The sequence below is a fragment of the Pantoea sp. CTOTU50773 genome (assembly GCF_032082325.1).
In the GTDB taxonomy this organism is placed as follows: domain Bacteria; phylum Pseudomonadota; class Gammaproteobacteria; order Enterobacterales; family Enterobacteriaceae; genus Pantoea; species Pantoea communis.
This window is the reverse complement of the sequence record NZ_DAMDQC010000105.1, coordinates 1-14,655: the sequence shown is the minus strand read 5'-3', so window position 1 is coordinate 14,655 and position 14,655 is coordinate 1. Positions and strand designations below refer to the sequence as shown.

Here is a 14,655-nt window from a genome sequence, read left to right as displayed (position 1 = left end):
AAACGCAGTTTCTTCAGGTGACTGATACTACGGACAAAACCATGACGATTCGTTTATTAATGACCGCACAAAACTCCCCAACCGCCTGGGATTTACGCTGCTATGTGCGTGAGAAGATGATTGAGTTTATTCAACAGAATTACCCGCAGAGTCTTCCTCATGTGCGGGCGACGTTGACCGAGACTGGAGTATCTAATAGCACGAAAACGTTATCTTAGATGATACGCTTTCCTGCGTTTAAAGGTGGCAGCTCAAGCGGTAATGACGTATCTACGTTGTATCAACCTTAACGATGATATACAGTGTATCGACATTTCGCAGGAGGTTGGTTATGACCACGGTGACGTTAAAAAAATGGGGCAATAGTCCTTCAATCCGCATCCCTGCCAGCGTAATGCAATCTGCTGCGCTCAGTGTTGACGACAAACTGGAACTCAGCGTGGAAGATGGCAAATTGATACTTGTCCCGGTGAGAGAAAAGGAGTATTCCCTTGATGCTCTGCTGGACGGCATCACTGAAGATAACGTCCATGAAAAAATTGATTTTGGACCTTCAGTTGGCAAGGAATTGCTCTAATGGTTTCACGTTTTGTACCCGATGCCGGAGACCTGATCTGGCTGGATTTTGACCCTACACTGGGGCACGAGCAGGGTGGACATCGCCCTGCTGTCGTCCTCAGTCCTTTTGCCTATAACAACAAAGTGGGCATGCTGCTTTGCGTTCCCTGCACCACTCAGGCCAAGGGTTATCCCTTTGAAGTCAACTTGTCAGGCGCACGTGAGAGTGTCGCGCTGGCTGATCAGGTGACCAGCATTGACTGGCACGCCCGAAAAGTGGTGAAAAAAAGCCATGTCACATCGAATGAACTGGCTGAGATTCGCGCCAAGGCGAAAGCGCTGATTGGATAAGCACGAAAACTTGCAGCCTGAAGCCGCCAGTTGTTCTTCAGTGCCCACGCCGCGCCCGCATCATCGCCAGCCTGAACTGGCGGACATCTTGTGGCGTCCAGCAGCGGCAGGACAACGGCGCGGTATCGTCAACCGCGGCGGGTAGCGGGACTTTCTCTAGCGTGCCACGATTGCAAATCGCACAGGCTAAAGTGGCGGAGGGCACGCCAAGATAGCGCGCCACCTCCGGCAAGGTCATCAGTGTAGTACGCATCATAACCTCCTCGTTGCATGTGATTTAACTGACATGGTTGAGCAGTTTTCAGCGTAATTTTATGATCGCGATCAGGTGATGAATTCTTTTTGGTTAAAAAATAATCACAGCGTCATCAGCATCTCGTGCCACGCCATGCCGCCGTGATCGGACGCCGAAGGTTTGATGTACTGATAGCCGAACTTCTTATACAGATCAACGTGATGGGTTTTGCACATCAAATGGATGGTCTGTTTATCCATCTGCTTCATAAGCTTGATGAACTGTTGCATCATCAGTGTGCTGTACCCTTTGCCCTGATAGGCCGGATCGAGCACCACTGACATAATCACCACGTTAGGTGCTGCAGGATCGTGCCCGATTAACTCCTTAAATTCCTCATCTGACATCACCACATCCCAGGCGCAACCTGCATTGATAAAGCCAATGACTTGACCCTCGTTTTCAAGGCACATAAACCCTTGAGAATACTGTGCGATACGGGTTGCGATTTTTTCGCGCGTGGCAGCCTCATCGCCTTCGTAGGCATTAATTTCAATGGCATAGCAGCGATCAACATCGGCTAAGGTGGCACTTCGAAACTTTAGATTCGACACAACAGACCTCTAAACATAACATCTCGTGAGCGCCATATTAGCAGGGTGTCATGGGGAAAGGTTAAGAGAATAGAGCGCTGCATTGCTGCAGCGCTACCGTTTAAATCACTTCCACAACCCGATTTTCACGTGCGCTAACAAAAGCAGCATCCAGTACCGCCAGGACTTCAATCGCCTGCTCTGGCGTCACCGGAGGCTCACTGCCATCGCGTACCGCTTGAGCAAAAGCTTCGTAATAGGCGTGATAGGCACCTTGTTCAGAAGGCACCCGTTCTGAGCCTTGCGGCGTATTAAGTGTGCCCCAGCACTCAGGCTGCTCATAGCCCCATGCATCCCGATCGTCCGCCGGACGCTGGCCCGCAAAAATGGCCTGCGCCTGCACATCCGTCCCTTGTGAAACAAAGCTACCGGCATCGCCATACAGACGAAACTCACGGCAAACAAAGCGATTCAGTTTGGTGGCGGAAAGATAGGATTTAGTCCCGTTTTGATGAGTGAGCGTCAGCACAAAACTGGCGTCGGTCGGCCCTTCCGGCAGGTCGATAATATCCAGCTGAGCATAAACTGATTTTACCGGACCCAACAGGAACAGCGCCTGATCAACAATATGACTGCCTAAATCACGCAGCAGGCCGCCAGTTTCGCCGCCTTCGAGGGTATTGGCATCGTCAAAATCCATACGATTATGCAAACGCCACACTTTTCCCACGCGATTTTGCTCAATCAGTTTTTTCAGCGTGCGCACATCATGGTCAAAACGACGGTTGTGATACACGCTCAGTACGACGCCTTTCGCTTTCGCGGCATTGGCCAACTCACGCCCCGTTTTCGCGTCGGGTGCAAAGGGTTTGTCGGCAATCACCGCCACACCCGCAGCAATCGCTTCCAGCACCAGTTCGCGGCGCGTTTGCGGTGGTGTCGTGATCGTGACGTCATCGACACCTGCCACCAGCATGTCGGTCAGGCTGGCATAGATCGGAATGTCGGGAAAATCCGCTCTCACGCGTGCAATAGTGGCTGGCGCACGCGCCACGATGCCCGCTAACTCCACGCCCTCAGCCGCATTAATGAATGGCGCGTGAAAGTGTTTGCCGCCCGTTCCATAGCCCACGATACCGATTTTCATGCTGCCTCCTTGTGATAGAGGAGAGTGGTAAGGCAATCAGTAATAACATAATCGCAACAACTAAAACTGCTCGCTCACGCAAAAATGGCACAAAAATATCATTTTTAGGAAAAATGGCTTTACTGTGCCGCAGGGAAGTTGCGCTTAATCGGCGCAAAGTCACTGGCGTTTTTGCCTAACAATCGCTGAGGGCGGAAATCTGCCAGTAACTCACTGGCCTGATCCTGCACCAGTTCCTGCGCCACCAGCTTGCCAATCAACGGTGACAATGTGATTCCACTGTGTGTCACTGCAACATATACACGCTGATGAGGCGTGACGTAGCCAATGGCAGGTAATCCATCCGCCGGTCTGGCGCGTTGACCAATCACAATGTTCTCAATCTGCAATTCGCCTGCATCTGCAAACAACGCGTGGTAGCGATCGCGGAACTGCTGGGCAATATCGCCATGGAGCGAAGGTGGCGAGGCAGGATCGGCAAGATCGTCCAGTTCCAGTGCTTGTAATAACAACCGCCCGCCGCCATCCGGGCGCACGTTGAGCTGAGGAGAGATTAAATTGGTTGCCAGCGAGAGCGGCTGTGGCGCCGTGCGTGCCAGGAAACTACAGGCCACCGCGTTGGGTTTGCTGGTATCGAGCAGCGCCAAATCAAGATTAAGGGTGTTAAGCAGTTGATTGGCCCAGCGCCCGGTGGCAATCACCACGTGATCACCCTGCCACTGTTCACCGTTTACCAGATGCAGCGTGACGCCATCAGCTTGTTCGCTAAGACGTTCAATCGCATGTTGTTGATGCAATACCGCCCCATTGGCACGCGCTTCAGACCAGAGTCGCGAGAGATACAGCGTCGGATGCAATACCGATTCCGTTGGGAAATGCCAGACGCTGCCACTTACCGCCTGTGAACGCAGATCCGGCACTTCACGCTGCAACGCATCCGGTGTCACCTCATGCGCGGGATAACCCAGCGATTGCAGGGAGGTAACACGCCGCAGTAGCCTCTGCTGCGCCTCGCCTTCTGACGCCCACTCCCAGGTACCACAGGTTTCCAGCCAGCGCAGACCATTGGTTTGCGAAAGCTGCAAACGAGTATGTTCTTCCATAGCGAGGGCATTGAGCTGGTGATAACTGAGGGGTTGTTTACCATTGGAGTTGACCCAGGCGAAGGTGGTGCTGCTGGTGCCGGCACCAATATGCTGCTGCTCAAAAATCGTAACCTGTACGCCCTGCAAGGCTAATGCGCGCGCCACCGCTAAACCGATGACGCCGCCGCCCACTATCGCAATCTTTTGAGTTGTCATGAATGGCTCCTGAATGAATAGCCCTATCATAACAACGTTCATCGGCAGAGATTGCAATTGCTATATAACGCTTACTGCGCAGGATATAAGAAAATCCTCTGATGCCAGAGAATAAATTTATATCGTTGTCAGCATTTTCCCATTTGAGAAATAGGCCAGCAAATTCTCCAGCACATTATTCGCCATGCCTTCACGGGTTTCATGGGTGGCACTCGCAATATGTGGGGTTAATAACACATTATCTAATTCACGCAGCGCAGGATGAATAATTGGTTCTTGTGGGAAAACATCCAGCGCGGCGCCTTTTATCACACCCTGCTGCAATGCCTGGATAAGATCGTTTTCATTCACCACCGTACCGCGTGCAATGTTGATCAGCACACCCGATTTCCCCAACGCCGCCAGCACTTTTGCGTCCACCAGCTGGATATTTTCCGGGCTACCCGGCAGCGCCAGCACCAGGAAATCACTGAACGCCGCCAGCTGTTCTATGTTCTCACAGCGTTGGTAAGGCACATCTTTTTGACTGCGCGCGGTGTAAGCGATCTCCATACCGAATGCCTCAGCACGCCGGGCAATCGCAAGACCAATCGCACCCAAACCCGCAATGCCCATGCGTTTCCCGCTGGCTTTACTGGAAAGTGAAGTAGCGGTATTTTCCCACGCGCCAGAGCGGGCGAACTGATGATTGGCCACCAGGTTGCGTGAAAAAGCTAAGGTCAACGTCATGGCTAAATCGGCGACATCATCGGTAAGAATATCGCTGGTGATGCTCACCTGAATATCATGTGCAGCGGTGTAATTCAGGTCGATACGATCGGTTCCCACCCCAAACACCGCAATCGCTTTACAGGCCGGCACCTGTTCCAGAATCGACGTTTCTACCCCCACGTCACCGCGGGTCACTATGCCTTGAATCTCTTTGCCCTGGCGCTGAAGAAATAGCGCAGGGTCCTGCTCATTATATAAACGATGACAATGAAAATGTTGCGAGAGTTTTTCGTCCAGCTGCGGCATCAGTGGCTGAATAATCAGAATATGAGGTTGCGAAGACATCATTATTTTCCTGGATGGATAAGCGTGTCGTTTCAGACTACCGGATGAATTTATGTTACGGCACCCTTGTTACTTTTTTCGCTAATACGATCACGGGGAAAGTGCAATGAATCCTGGTGGAGAATCAGGTTTTATTTCGGATCTGTTTTTACCGTAATGCGTTGAGCGCGCTGGCGAACTCACCTTACGCAGTCTACGGTTAATAAAAAAACCATAACAATTCAACTTACCATGGAAAGCCGCTATGACCGCCCATGTCGACATCACCGCAAGCCCGGAACACGAACTACACTCTTTGCAGCAATTATTGCAGACGCATCTTGAGCAACTGCTGCCTGCGGGTCAGCCGAGCGATCAAGTTCGTGCCGCCATGCGCGCCGGTGCACTGGCACCGGGTAAACGCATTCGTCCACTGCTGCTGCTGTTGGCTGCGCGAGATATGGGCAGCAAAGCATCGCAACAGGGCATTCTTGATCTCGCCTGCGCAGTTGAAATGGTGCATGCCGCGTCGTTGATCCTCGATGATATTCCATGCATGGACAATGCTCAGATGCGACGCGGGCGCCCAACGGTGCATCGCGAATTTGGCGAAAGCGTGGCGATTCTGGCGGCGATTGCCCTGCTGAGCCGCGCCTTTGAAGTGATCGCCGTTGCGCCAGGTTTAGCCGCCCTGCAGAAATCAGAGGCGATTGCCGAACTCTCTTCTGCCGTGGGTTTACAAGGTTTGGTGCAGGGTCAATTCCAGGATCTGCATCAGGGCGCGCAATCGCGTAGCCCGGAAGCCGTCGCATTAACCAATGAACTCAAAACCAGCGTGCTGTTCCGAGCCACCTTGCAAATGGCGGCGATTGCCGCGGAAGCAACCCCCGCTATGCGCCAGAAGCTCAGCTATTTCGCGCAGGATTTGGGTCAGGCTTTCCAATTGCTCGATGATCTCGCCGACGGCAGCAAACACACCGGCAAGGACATTAATCAGGATCAGGGTAAATCGACGCTGGTACAGATGCTCGGTTCTGAAGGTGCTGAGCGCCGCTTGCGTGAACATCTGCGCAGTGCCGATGCGCACCTCGCCTGCGCCTGCCATCGTGGCATAGCGACCCGCCAATATATGCACGCCCTGTTTAATCAACAGCTGGCGATGTTTCACTGATCGCGGGACTGCCGATGGGGCACTTTGCCGTGATTGCGCCGCCACTGTATAGCCATTTTCACGCGCTGCAGGCGTTGTCACATACGCTGATTGCGCGCGGTCATCGCATCACCTTTGTGCAACAGGATGATGCACGTCTCCTGCTAACGGATGAATGTATAGGATTCAGCACCGTAGGTGAGCGCAGCCATCCCGCCGGTTCTCTGGCACGGGTGTTACAGCATCTGGCCTCGCCCCTTTCGTTATGGCGGGTAATCAGTGATATCGCCGCCAGCACCGATATGTTGTGTCGTGAACTGCCTGCGCGTTTAACCTCGTTGCAAGTCGATGGTGTGATTGCCGATCAGATGGAAGCGGCGGGTGGCTTAGTGGCAGAAGCGTTGCACCTTCCCTTTGTTTCAGTGGCCTGCGCGCTGCCGGTGAATCGCGAGCCTGGCATACCGCTGGCGGTGATGCCGTTTCGCTTTGGTCAGGATGAAAAATCACTGCAACGTTTTCAGGCCAGTCAGGATATTTATGATCGCCTGATGCAGCGCCATGGCGCGGTGATCAGCCACCATGCGCAACGATGGGGTTTACCCGATCGCCACAGCCTGCATCAATGTTTGTCACCGCTGGCGCAGATTAGCCAACTCGTTCCGGCATTTGATTTTCCGCGCCAGCATCTGCCCAGCCATTTTCACGCTGTGGGTCTGCTGCAGGCATCGAATCCTCCCCGCAGTGCCAGCGCGCCCTGGCCAGAATTGCGACAGCCGGTGGTTTATGCCTCTTTTGGCACCTTGCAAGGTCATCGTTTTCGCTTGTTCCTGCATCTGGCAAAAGCGTGCCGCAACCAGCAGCTCTCGTTGGTGATTGCCCATTGTGGCGGTTTGGACGCCAATCAGGTGCAGCAGCTTAAGCGCGCCGGTGCGGCGTGGGTGACGGATTTTCTCGATCAGCCAGCCGCGCTGCAACATGCGCAGCTGTTTATCACCCATGCCGGACTCAACAGCACGTTAGAGTCACTGGAATGGGGCACCCCGATGCTGGCGCTGCCGCTGGCCTTTGACCAACCCGGCGTGGCGTCACGTATTGCCTGGCACGGTGTCGGTCATCGCGCGTCTCGCTTTAGCCGCGTGCATCAGCTGGAGCAGCACCTGCAGCAACTGTTGACGGATGACGGCTATCGGCTGCGTATCTCGCCGATTCAGGCGCAGCTGCAGCGCTCAGGCGGTTGCGAGCGCGCCGCTGATATCGTTGAGCAGGCATTGGGGCAACACCGTGTTGTGCTGGCGGAGGCGACCTGATGCCCGAGAATTATGACGTGATTTTAGTGGGGGCCGGCCTGGCTAATGGCTTGATTGCGCTGAAGCTGCGTCAGCGCCAACCCCAGTTGCGCATTCTGATGCTGGAAAGTCACGCGCATCCGGCAGGTAATCATACCTGGTCCTTTCATCAGGACGATCTCAGCCCCAATCAGCTACAGTGGCTGCAACCGTTGATTGCCCACCGCTGGCCCGGCTATCAGGTGCGATTCCCTTCACTGCGCCGCAATCTCAGCGGAGAATATTGCTCAATCACCTCTGCAGATTTTGCCCAACGGCTTTATGAGGTCATGGCGGATGATCTCTGGATCAATACCCCGGTGAATGAGGTGCGCCCCACTCAGGTCACCCTGGCCGACCATCGCGTACTGCATGCTGCGGTGGTGATTGATGGTCGCGGCCTGCAACACACGCCGCATCTGCAACTCGGCTATCAAGCCTTTATCGGTCAGGAGTGGCATCTGGCTAGGCCTCACGGTTTAACACAACCGATCTTGATGGATGCGACAGTGGATCAACAACAGGGCTACCGCTTTGTTTACACCTTACCGCTGAGTACAGATCGTCTTTTAATTGAAGATACGCACTACATTAATCAGCCCACGCTGACAGAGCACACCGCGCGGCTGAATATCGCCGATTACGCCAAAGCGCATCACTGGAGCTTGAGCCTTCTGCTGCGTGAGGAGCAAGGTTCACTGCCAATAACATTGAGTGGCGATATTGATGCCTTTTGGCTGCAACAGCGTGGTCAACCGTGCAGTGGATTGCGCGCCGGTTTGTTTCACGCCACCACGGGCTACTCGTTGCCCACAGCACTGGCGCTGGCTGACCGCATTGCCCAACTGTTGCCCTGTGATGCGACAACGCTCAGTCGCGCCATCGAACAGTTTGCACGCGAGCAGTGGCGAACACAGCGTTTTTTCCGGCTGCTTAATCGAATGCTGTTCTTGGCCGGGCACCCGGACCAGCGCTGGCGTGTCATGCAGCGCTTTTATCGGCTGAATGCCGGATTAATCAGCCGCTTTTACGCCGGGCAACTCCAGCTCGGCGATAAAGCGCGCATTTTATGTGGCAAACCGCCGGTGCCGATTGGCGAAGCGGTGCGCGCACTGATGACGACCTCTTCTAAACCAGGGAAGAAATAATGACACGTACTTATGTGATTGGCGCCGGTTTCGGCGGCCTGGCGTTGGCTATCCGGCTGCAGGCAGCTGGCATTCCTACCACGCTACTTGAGCAGCGCGATAAACCCGGCGGACGCGCCTACGCATGGCAGGAACAGGGCTTTACTTTTGATGCCGGACCGACAGTGATCACCGACCCGACAGCGATTGAAGCGCTGTTTACGCTGGCCGGTAAATCGCTCAGTGATTATGTTGAATTGATGCCGGTTACGCCTTTCTATCGCTTATGCTGGGAAGACGGCAAACAGCTCGACTATGACAATAATCAACCGTTGCTGGAGCAGCAAATTGCCCGCTTCAACCCGGCCGATGTCGCAGGCTATCGGCAGTTTCTCGCCTATTCACGCGAGGTGTTCAAAGAGGGTTATCTTAAGTTGGGGACTGTGCCTTTTTTGCATTTCCGTGACATGCTGCATGCTGGCCCTCAGTTAGGCCGCTTGCAGGCCTGGCGCAGCGTTTACAGTATGGTGGCAAAATTTATACAGGACGATCACCTGCGTCAGGCATTCTCTTTTCACTCGCTGCTGGTTGGCGGTAATCCTTTTGCAACGTCCTCGATCTATACCTTGATTCATGCGCTGGAACGCGAATGGGGCGTATGGTTCCCACGTGGCGGCACGGGAGCGCTGGTGCAAGGCCTGGCTAAGCTGTTTACCGACATGGGTGGCGAATTGTTGCTCAACGCCGAAGTGAGTCAGCTTGAAACCCAGGGCAATCGCATAAGTGGCGTACAGTTGAAAGATGGTCGCCGGTTTGCAGCTAATGCGGTGGCGTCGAATGCCGATGTGGTGCATACCTATGACCGGTTGCTGCGTGGGCATCCTGCCGCCAGCAAACGTGCGGCCTCACTGAAACGTAAACGCATGAGCAATTCGCTGTTTGTACTCTATTTCGGTCTGAATCACCCGCATTCACAGCTGGCGCATCATACCGTGTGCTTTGGCCCGCGCTATCGTGAGCTGATCGACGAGATTTTTAACAGCAGCCAGCTTTCAGACGATTTTTCGCTTTATCTGCATGCACCCTGCTCCAGCGATCCATCACTGGCTCCGGCAGGCTGTGGCAGTTTCTATGTATTGGCACCGGTGCCGCATCTCGGCACGGCGGCGATCGACTGGCAACAGGAAGGACCGCGTTTACGCGATCGCATTTTTGCTTATCTGGAGGAGCACTATATGCCGGGACTACGTCAGCAACTGGTGACGCACCGCATGTTTACGCCGTTTGATTTTCGCGACACGCTGCATGCCCATCAGGGTTCAGCGTTTTCGCTGGAACCGATTTTGACGCAGAGCGCATGGTTCCGCCCACATAACCGCGATGCGGATATCGCCAACCTCTATCTGGTTGGTGCTGGCACACATCCCGGCGCCGGGGTACCCGGTGTGATTGGCTCGGCGAAAGCCACTGCGCAACTGATGCAGGAGGATCTCGCTGGATGAATCGCCAACCCCTGCTAGAGCAAGTGACTCAGACCATGGCGATCGGCTCAAAGAGTTTTGCCACGGCCGCGAAACTGTTCGATGCGCCCACGCGGCGCAGCACGCTGATGCTGTACGCGTGGTGTCGCCACTGCGATGACGTGATTGATGGACAAACGCTGGGCGAAGGCGGCACACAACATGTGGTAGAAGATGCCGAAGCGCGCATGCTGCATCTGCAAATTGAAACCCGCCGTGCTTACAGCGGTGCGCACATGGATGAACCCGCGTTCAAAGCATTCCAGGAGGTGGCGTTAATTCACCAGTTGCCGCCACAGTTGGCGTTTGATCACCTGGAAGGCTTTGCGATGGATGCGCGTGAGGCGCGCTACGTGACGTTCGACGATACTCTGCGCTACTGCTATCACGTCGCGGGAGTGGTGGGCCTGATGATGGCCCGTGTGATGGGCGTCCGTGACGAAGCGGTGCTGGATCGCGCCTGCGATCTGGGGCTCGCCTTCCAGCTCACCAACATTGCCCGCGACATCGTTGAAGATGCGCAGAACGGGCGCTGCTATCTGCCGCAAAGCTGGCTGGACCAAGCGGGCTTAACCGGCCAGAATCTGGCCGATCCGCAACATCGCGCTGCCCTGGCACCACTGGCCGCGCGACTGGTGAGCGAAGCAGAACCCTATTATCACTCTGCTCGTTCCGGCTTACCCGGATTGCCGCTGCGCTCCGCATGGGCCATCGCCACTGCACGCGGCGTCTATCGTGAAATTGGGGTGAAGGTGCAACATGCAGGCGCACATGCCTGGGATGCGCGACAACGCACCAGCAGCGGCGAAAAACTGGCGCTGCTGGTGAAAGGTGCTGGCTTGGCGCTTACTTCACGTTTGACTCGTCCGGAGTCGCGTCCTGAGGGGTTGTGGCAGCGTCCGCTTTAACGGATTTATGCCGCTGTCGCAGCGCCGCCTGCAACTTATGCAAAGGCGGCGCATAAAGAAAGCCGAATGAGACGCACCCCTCGCGGCCCCGCACCGCATGATGCATGCGGTGCGCCATATACAGACGCTTGAGATAACCTTTGCGCGGGATATAGCGGAACGGCCAGCGTTGATGCACCAGCCCGTCATGTACCATGAAATAGAGTGCGCCGTACAAGGTTACGCCCGCACCAATCCATTGCAGCGGCCAGTAGCCGTTTACCCCGATGTAGATCAGCGCAATCGCCAAGAACATAAACACCACGGCATAGAGATCGTTGAGTTCAAATTTGCCGTCGTGCGGTTCATGGTGTGATAAATGCCAGCCCCAGCCCCATCCGTGCATGATGTACTTATGCGACAGTGCCGCCACCACTTCCATCACCACCACTGACGCCAGCAGGATCAGCGTATTCCATAACCAAAGCATCGTGCATCCATTTGTGTTGAACAGAGGCTTTAAAAGTGGACGCGGATAGGTCGAGAGGCAAGTCAATAACGTTTATTTTTGTTGGATTGATGGCAATTGAGTTTTCATCCATACTCATCGACATTGCTACACGTGTAGTCCACACGGGGGATTTATGCCTAATACCAGTGTAAACCAGAAGAAAACCGTCAGCGTCACCGTCGAACCCATGCTATTGCAACAAGCCAGAGAGGCCGGTTTAAACTTATCCGCGATTCTTGCTGAGGCTTTGCGACAAGAAATACGGGTAGCCGCTGCAGAAAAATGGAAACAAGAAAATAGTGCCGGTTTACAGGAACTGAACCGCATAATTGAAGAGCATGGTTTATTGTCGGATGAACACAGGACGTTCTAAATATGCAGTACATGATTTATAACAACACCAGTAAAAACAGTGCTTACCCTTATCTGGTCGATGTTCAAAGCGATATCATTGATCAGCTCACAACGCGTATTGTCATTCCTTTGTACCCTATGAATCGACTTAAGGCTGGTCAGGTAAAACGGCTTAACCCCGTCATCGAAATTGAGGGAGAAGGCTATCTCGTCATGACCCATGAAATGGCAAGTGTGCCCGCATCTCTGTTAGGAAAACAAGTGATGGATGCGCGCCCTTATCGCCAGCAAATCAAAGATTCTATTGATTTTATCTTTGATGGATTTTGAAACTTTACATGTCAAACGTCCCTCGTTAGTATGCCCCTCCTCAGCGGAAATGAACTGCTGCGTAAGCGTTAACGTCAATCAACGCACCATATGCAGAATCGTTCTGCCTCAACTCTATGGTGCGCAAATATGTCCCATACCACTATTGCCCAAAATCCAGCCCTGCGACGCGCGGGTTTTTTTTTGTTTCTGTTGCTGCTTACTGCTGCCAACCTGCGCACGCCGATCACCGCCACCGGCCCCATACTGGAGAATATCCGCGCCAGTTTTGGTCTGAGCGCCAGTGCCGCAGGCGTGATCAACTTTTTACCGCTGCTGATGTTTGCCACGCTGGCACCGCCTGCCGCCTGGTTTGGTAATCGCTTTGGCCTGGAACGCAGTTTGTGGGGCTCGCTGCTGCTGATCACGCTGGGGTCGTTGCTGCGCATTACCGGCAGTGAAAATGCCATGTGGGCAGGAACCCTTATTCTGAGTTCCGGGATTGCCGCCGCTAACGTGCTGTTGCCCCCGCTGATCAAGCGTGACTTTACTGAGCACACGGCACGCTACATCGGGTTGTATGCCATGGTGATGGGGATTTCAGCCAGTATTGCATCAGGGATTGCGGTGCCGCTGGCTGAAATCAGCTCCGCAGGTTGGCGTCTGTCGCTCGCGGTGTGGCTGGTGCCCGCGTTTATCGCACTGCTCGCCTGGCTACCTTATCTGAAAAAGTCGGGGCCGCAGGTGCACGCCGCAGCAACCCACAGCGTGACGCGATCGCCCTGGCGCTCAGCATTGGGCTGGCAAGTTTCGCTGTTTATGGCCAGTCAGTCACTGCTGTTCTATACCCTGATTGGCTGGTTCACCCCGTTTGCGCAAGACAACGGTATTAGCCAGATTGAGGCAGGCGGCATGCTGTTCGTCTATCAGATCGTCGCTATCGTCTCCAATCTCGCCTGCATGAGCGCCCTCAAACGCCTGAAAGATCAGCGCGCTATTGGCTTTATCGCTTCATTCCTGATCTTTGTTGCGGTGGTCGGCTTGCTGCTGCTGCCGTCATGGTCACTTTTGTGGCTGATTCTGGCAGGATTGGGCGCAGGCGCGTCACTGGTGATCAGTCTTTCACTGTTTAATCTGCGCACCCAGGATCATCGCCAGGCATCAAAACTCTCCGGCATGGCGCAGTGCGTCGGTTACGGGCTGGCGGCACTTGGCCCGCTGTGTTTCGGTATGCTACATGATGCCAGCGGTAACTGGCTGGTGCCGCTGATCATGTTACTGGCGGTTACCGTGGTTCAGATGATGATGGCGCTACTGGCGGGCCGCGCCCGCCATATTTGATATCAGGCGGAGACCCGGCTTTCCTGACGTTCCAGTTCACGCACTCGCGGAATCACCTCGCGGCCAAAGAACTCAACGTCCTCATGGAAGTGCAAAAAGGCCAGCAGCAATAAATCGACGCCTGCCTGCTTCAACGCCATGATGCGCTCAGCGATCTGTTGTGGGGTGCCAATTAAATTGGTCTTAAAGCCGTCGTTATACTGCACCAGATCTTCAAACGACGATTTTGCCCAGTTGCCCTCACCTTCCGGTGACGCACTTCCCGCGTTTTTTACTTCATGCTGGAAACCTTTAACGGCATCCGGATTGGCTTTGGCGATGATTTCCTGCAGGACGGACTGTGCTTCCTGCTCTGTATCGCGGGCGATGACAAAACCGTTTAAACCAATTTTAACCTGATGTCCTTGCGTGATGGCTTTCACCTGAATGTCTTCAATTTGCTGCTGAACGCCCTCCGGCGTATTGCCGTTGGTGAAGTACCAATCCGACACGCGTGCCGCCATATCACGCGCTGCACGGGAACTGCCGCCCTGGAAGATTTCAGGTAAAGGTAAAAGAGGTTTGGGTTTTAATGCGTAATCGCGGAAGCGATAGAAGTCTCCGGCAAAGGTGAAGCTGTCTTCACGCCAGATACCTTTAAGGCAGTGGATAAATTCTTCAGACCGTAGGTAACGCTCTTCATGATCGAGCCAGGGTTCGCCAATCGCTTTGAATTCGCCCCGGAACCAGCCGCTGACAATGTTAACGGCAATGCGTGGACCGTAAAGATGGCTGATGGTAGCGATCTGCTTGGCGGCCAGCACGGGATTCCATGGGCCGGGCAGCAGCGCGGCAATCACTTTGAGCGTTGAGGTATGGCTCAGCAAGTCCTGTGAGAAGGTCACCGATTCATGCTGGTTATCTGGACCGTG

17 protein-coding genes and 1 pseudogene are annotated in these 14,655 nt (G+C 54.3%); 11 read left to right on the top strand and 7 right to left on the bottom strand.

Annotation, left to right across the window (positions count from 1 at the left end; translation table 11 throughout):
- From RT340_RS15870 to mazF, 3 genes and pseudogenes are all read left to right on the top strand, one after another.
- Positions 1-218, top strand: a pseudogene (locus RT340_RS15870) (mechanosensitive ion channel family protein); the annotation flags it as partial.
- 113 nt (positions 219-331) lie between these two features.
- Positions 332-577 carry an AbrB/MazE/SpoVT family DNA-binding domain-containing protein gene (locus tag RT340_RS15865; RefSeq protein WP_058961633.1) on the top strand — a complete coding sequence of 82 codons (246 nt, stop codon included), beginning with the start codon at positions 332-334 and terminating at the stop codon, positions 575-577.
- On the top strand, positions 577-909 hold the full coding sequence (gene mazF / locus RT340_RS15860; protein ID WP_097118753.1) for an endoribonuclease MazF: 333 nt from the start codon (positions 577-579) through the stop codon (positions 907-909). Before RT340_RS15865 ends, mazF begins: the two co-directional genes overlap by 1 nt.
- Positions 910-946: 37 nt before the next feature.
- Here mazF and RT340_RS15855 read toward each other — a convergent pair whose 3' ends face one another.
- The 5 genes from RT340_RS15855 to RT340_RS15835 all read right to left on the bottom strand — a co-directional run bounded on the left by RT340_RS15855 (position 947) and on the right by RT340_RS15835 (position 5,244).
- Positions 947-1,165: a hypothetical protein gene (locus tag RT340_RS15855; RefSeq protein ID WP_409566158.1), complete on the bottom strand. Its 219-nt coding sequence runs from the start codon at positions 1,163-1,165 to the stop codon at positions 947-949.
- Positions 1,166-1,266: 101 nt separating this feature from the next.
- Positions 1,267-1,758: a GNAT family N-acetyltransferase gene (locus RT340_RS15850; protein ID WP_097118751.1), complete on the bottom strand. Its 492-nt coding sequence runs from the start codon at positions 1,756-1,758 to the stop codon at positions 1,267-1,269.
- A 100-nt stretch (positions 1,759-1,858) separates the two neighbouring features.
- A complete protein-coding gene (locus tag RT340_RS15845) occupies positions 1,859-2,884 on the bottom strand; it encodes a Gfo/Idh/MocA family protein (protein WP_211728687.1) in 1,026 nt (341 codons plus the stop codon).
- 119 nt (positions 2,885-3,003) lie between these two features.
- A complete protein-coding gene (locus RT340_RS15840) occupies positions 3,004-4,185 on the bottom strand; it encodes an NAD(P)/FAD-dependent oxidoreductase (RefSeq protein WP_097118750.1) in 1,182 nt (393 codons plus the stop codon).
- 117 nt (positions 4,186-4,302) lie between these two features.
- A complete protein-coding gene (locus tag RT340_RS15835) occupies positions 4,303-5,244 on the bottom strand; it encodes a 2-hydroxyacid dehydrogenase (protein ID WP_211728688.1) in 942 nt (313 codons plus the stop codon).
- A gap of 241 nt (positions 5,245-5,485) precedes the next feature.
- Between RT340_RS15835 and RT340_RS15830 the strand changes: the two genes are divergently transcribed.
- Genes RT340_RS15830 through crtB form a run of 5 tightly spaced genes read left to right on the top strand, consistent with a single transcriptional unit; the run spans position 5,486 to position 11,250 of the window.
- Positions 5,486-6,391 carry a polyprenyl synthetase family protein gene (locus RT340_RS15830; RefSeq protein ID WP_097118748.1) on the top strand — a complete coding sequence of 302 codons (906 nt, stop codon included), beginning with the start codon at positions 5,486-5,488 and terminating at the stop codon, positions 6,389-6,391.
- A 14-nt stretch (positions 6,392-6,405) separates the two neighbouring features.
- Complete coding sequence (locus tag RT340_RS15825; protein WP_211728689.1) at positions 6,406-7,677, top strand: glycosyltransferase; 1,272 nt, start codon at positions 6,406-6,408, stop codon at positions 7,675-7,677.
- On the top strand, positions 7,677-8,843 hold the full coding sequence (crtY, locus tag RT340_RS15820) for a lycopene beta-cyclase CrtY (RefSeq protein ID WP_058962015.1): 1,167 nt from the start codon (positions 7,677-7,679) through the stop codon (positions 8,841-8,843). The genes RT340_RS15825 and crtY overlap by 1 nt, the downstream gene beginning before the upstream one ends.
- Positions 8,843-10,324 carry a phytoene desaturase gene (locus RT340_RS15815; RefSeq protein ID WP_058962014.1) on the top strand — a complete coding sequence of 494 codons (1,482 nt, stop codon included), beginning with the start codon at positions 8,843-8,845 and terminating at the stop codon, positions 10,322-10,324. The genes crtY and RT340_RS15815 overlap by 1 nt, the downstream gene beginning before the upstream one ends.
- Entirely contained in the window at positions 10,321-11,250 is a 930-nt protein-coding gene (gene crtB / locus RT340_RS15810; RefSeq protein ID WP_313377027.1) for a 15-cis-phytoene synthase CrtB, read from the top strand. The genes RT340_RS15815 and crtB overlap by 4 nt, the downstream gene beginning before the upstream one ends.
- Here crtB and RT340_RS15805 read toward each other — a convergent pair.
- Positions 11,189-11,719, bottom strand: coding sequence for a sterol desaturase family protein (locus RT340_RS15805; RefSeq protein WP_313377025.1), 531 nt, complete (start codon positions 11,717-11,719; stop codon positions 11,189-11,191). The genes crtB and RT340_RS15805 overlap by 62 nt on opposite strands.
- Positions 11,720-11,873: 154 nt before the next feature.
- Here RT340_RS15805 and RT340_RS15800 point away from each other — a divergent pair, with 154 nt between their 5' ends.
- From RT340_RS15800 to RT340_RS15790, 3 genes are all read left to right on the top strand, one after another.
- Entirely contained in the window at positions 11,874-12,113 is a 240-nt protein-coding gene (locus tag RT340_RS15800) for a type II toxin-antitoxin system CcdA family antitoxin (protein WP_313377023.1), read from the top strand.
- A gap of 2 nt (positions 12,114-12,115) precedes the next feature.
- Positions 12,116-12,424, top strand: coding sequence for a CcdB family protein (locus tag RT340_RS15795; protein ID WP_058962010.1), 309 nt, complete (start codon positions 12,116-12,118; stop codon positions 12,422-12,424).
- A 129-nt stretch (positions 12,425-12,553) separates the two neighbouring features.
- Positions 12,554-13,744, top strand: a complete 1,191-nt coding sequence (locus tag RT340_RS15790; protein WP_211728692.1) for a CynX/NimT family MFS transporter — start codon at positions 12,554-12,556, stop codon at positions 13,742-13,744.
- Positions 13,745-13,746: 2 nt separating this feature from the next.
- On the opposite strand, the gene sfnG is transcribed toward RT340_RS15790, so the two are convergent.
- A partial coding sequence (gene sfnG / locus RT340_RS15785; protein WP_313377020.1) for a dimethylsulfone monooxygenase SfnG occupies positions 13,747-14,655 on the bottom strand: 909 nt, incomplete at its 5' end.

Bases quoted from the DNA above. Each gene is read 5' to 3' on its own strand.
- RT340_RS15865 (WP_058961633.1), top strand. From the start codon at position 332: ATGACCACGGTGACGTTAAAAAAATGGGGCAATAGTCCTTCAATCCGC.
- mazF (WP_097118753.1), top strand. From the start codon at position 577: ATGGTTTCACGTTTTGTACCCGATGCCGGAGACCTGATCTGGCTGGAT.
- RT340_RS15855 (WP_409566158.1), bottom strand. From the start codon at position 1,165: ATGATGCGTACTACACTGATGACCTTGCCGGAGGTGGCGCGCTATCTT.
- RT340_RS15845 (WP_211728687.1), bottom strand. From the start codon at position 2,884: ATGAAAATCGGTATCGTGGGCTATGGAACGGGCGGCAAACACTTTCAC.
- RT340_RS15840 (WP_097118750.1), bottom strand. From the start codon at position 4,185: ATGACAACTCAAAAGATTGCGATAGTGGGCGGCGGCGTCATCGGTTTA.
- RT340_RS15835 (WP_211728688.1), bottom strand. From the start codon at position 5,244: ATGATGTCTTCGCAACCTCATATTCTGATTATTCAGCCACTGATGCCG.
- RT340_RS15830 (WP_097118748.1), top strand. From the start codon at position 5,486: ATGACCGCCCATGTCGACATCACCGCAAGCCCGGAACACGAACTACAC.
- RT340_RS15825 (WP_211728689.1), top strand. From the start codon at position 6,406: ATGGGGCACTTTGCCGTGATTGCGCCGCCACTGTATAGCCATTTTCAC.
- crtY (WP_058962015.1), top strand. From the start codon at position 7,677: ATGCCCGAGAATTATGACGTGATTTTAGTGGGGGCCGGCCTGGCTAAT.
- RT340_RS15815 (WP_058962014.1), top strand. From the start codon at position 8,843: ATGACACGTACTTATGTGATTGGCGCCGGTTTCGGCGGCCTGGCGTTG.
- crtB (WP_313377027.1), top strand. From the start codon at position 10,321: ATGAATCGCCAACCCCTGCTAGAGCAAGTGACTCAGACCATGGCGATC.
- RT340_RS15805 (WP_313377025.1), bottom strand. From the start codon at position 11,719: ATGCTTTGGTTATGGAATACGCTGATCCTGCTGGCGTCAGTGGTGGTG.
- RT340_RS15800 (WP_313377023.1), top strand. From the start codon at position 11,874: ATGCCTAATACCAGTGTAAACCAGAAGAAAACCGTCAGCGTCACCGTC.
- RT340_RS15795 (WP_058962010.1), top strand. From the start codon at position 12,116: ATGCAGTACATGATTTATAACAACACCAGTAAAAACAGTGCTTACCCT.
- RT340_RS15790 (WP_211728692.1), top strand. From the start codon at position 12,554: ATGTCCCATACCACTATTGCCCAAAATCCAGCCCTGCGACGCGCGGGT.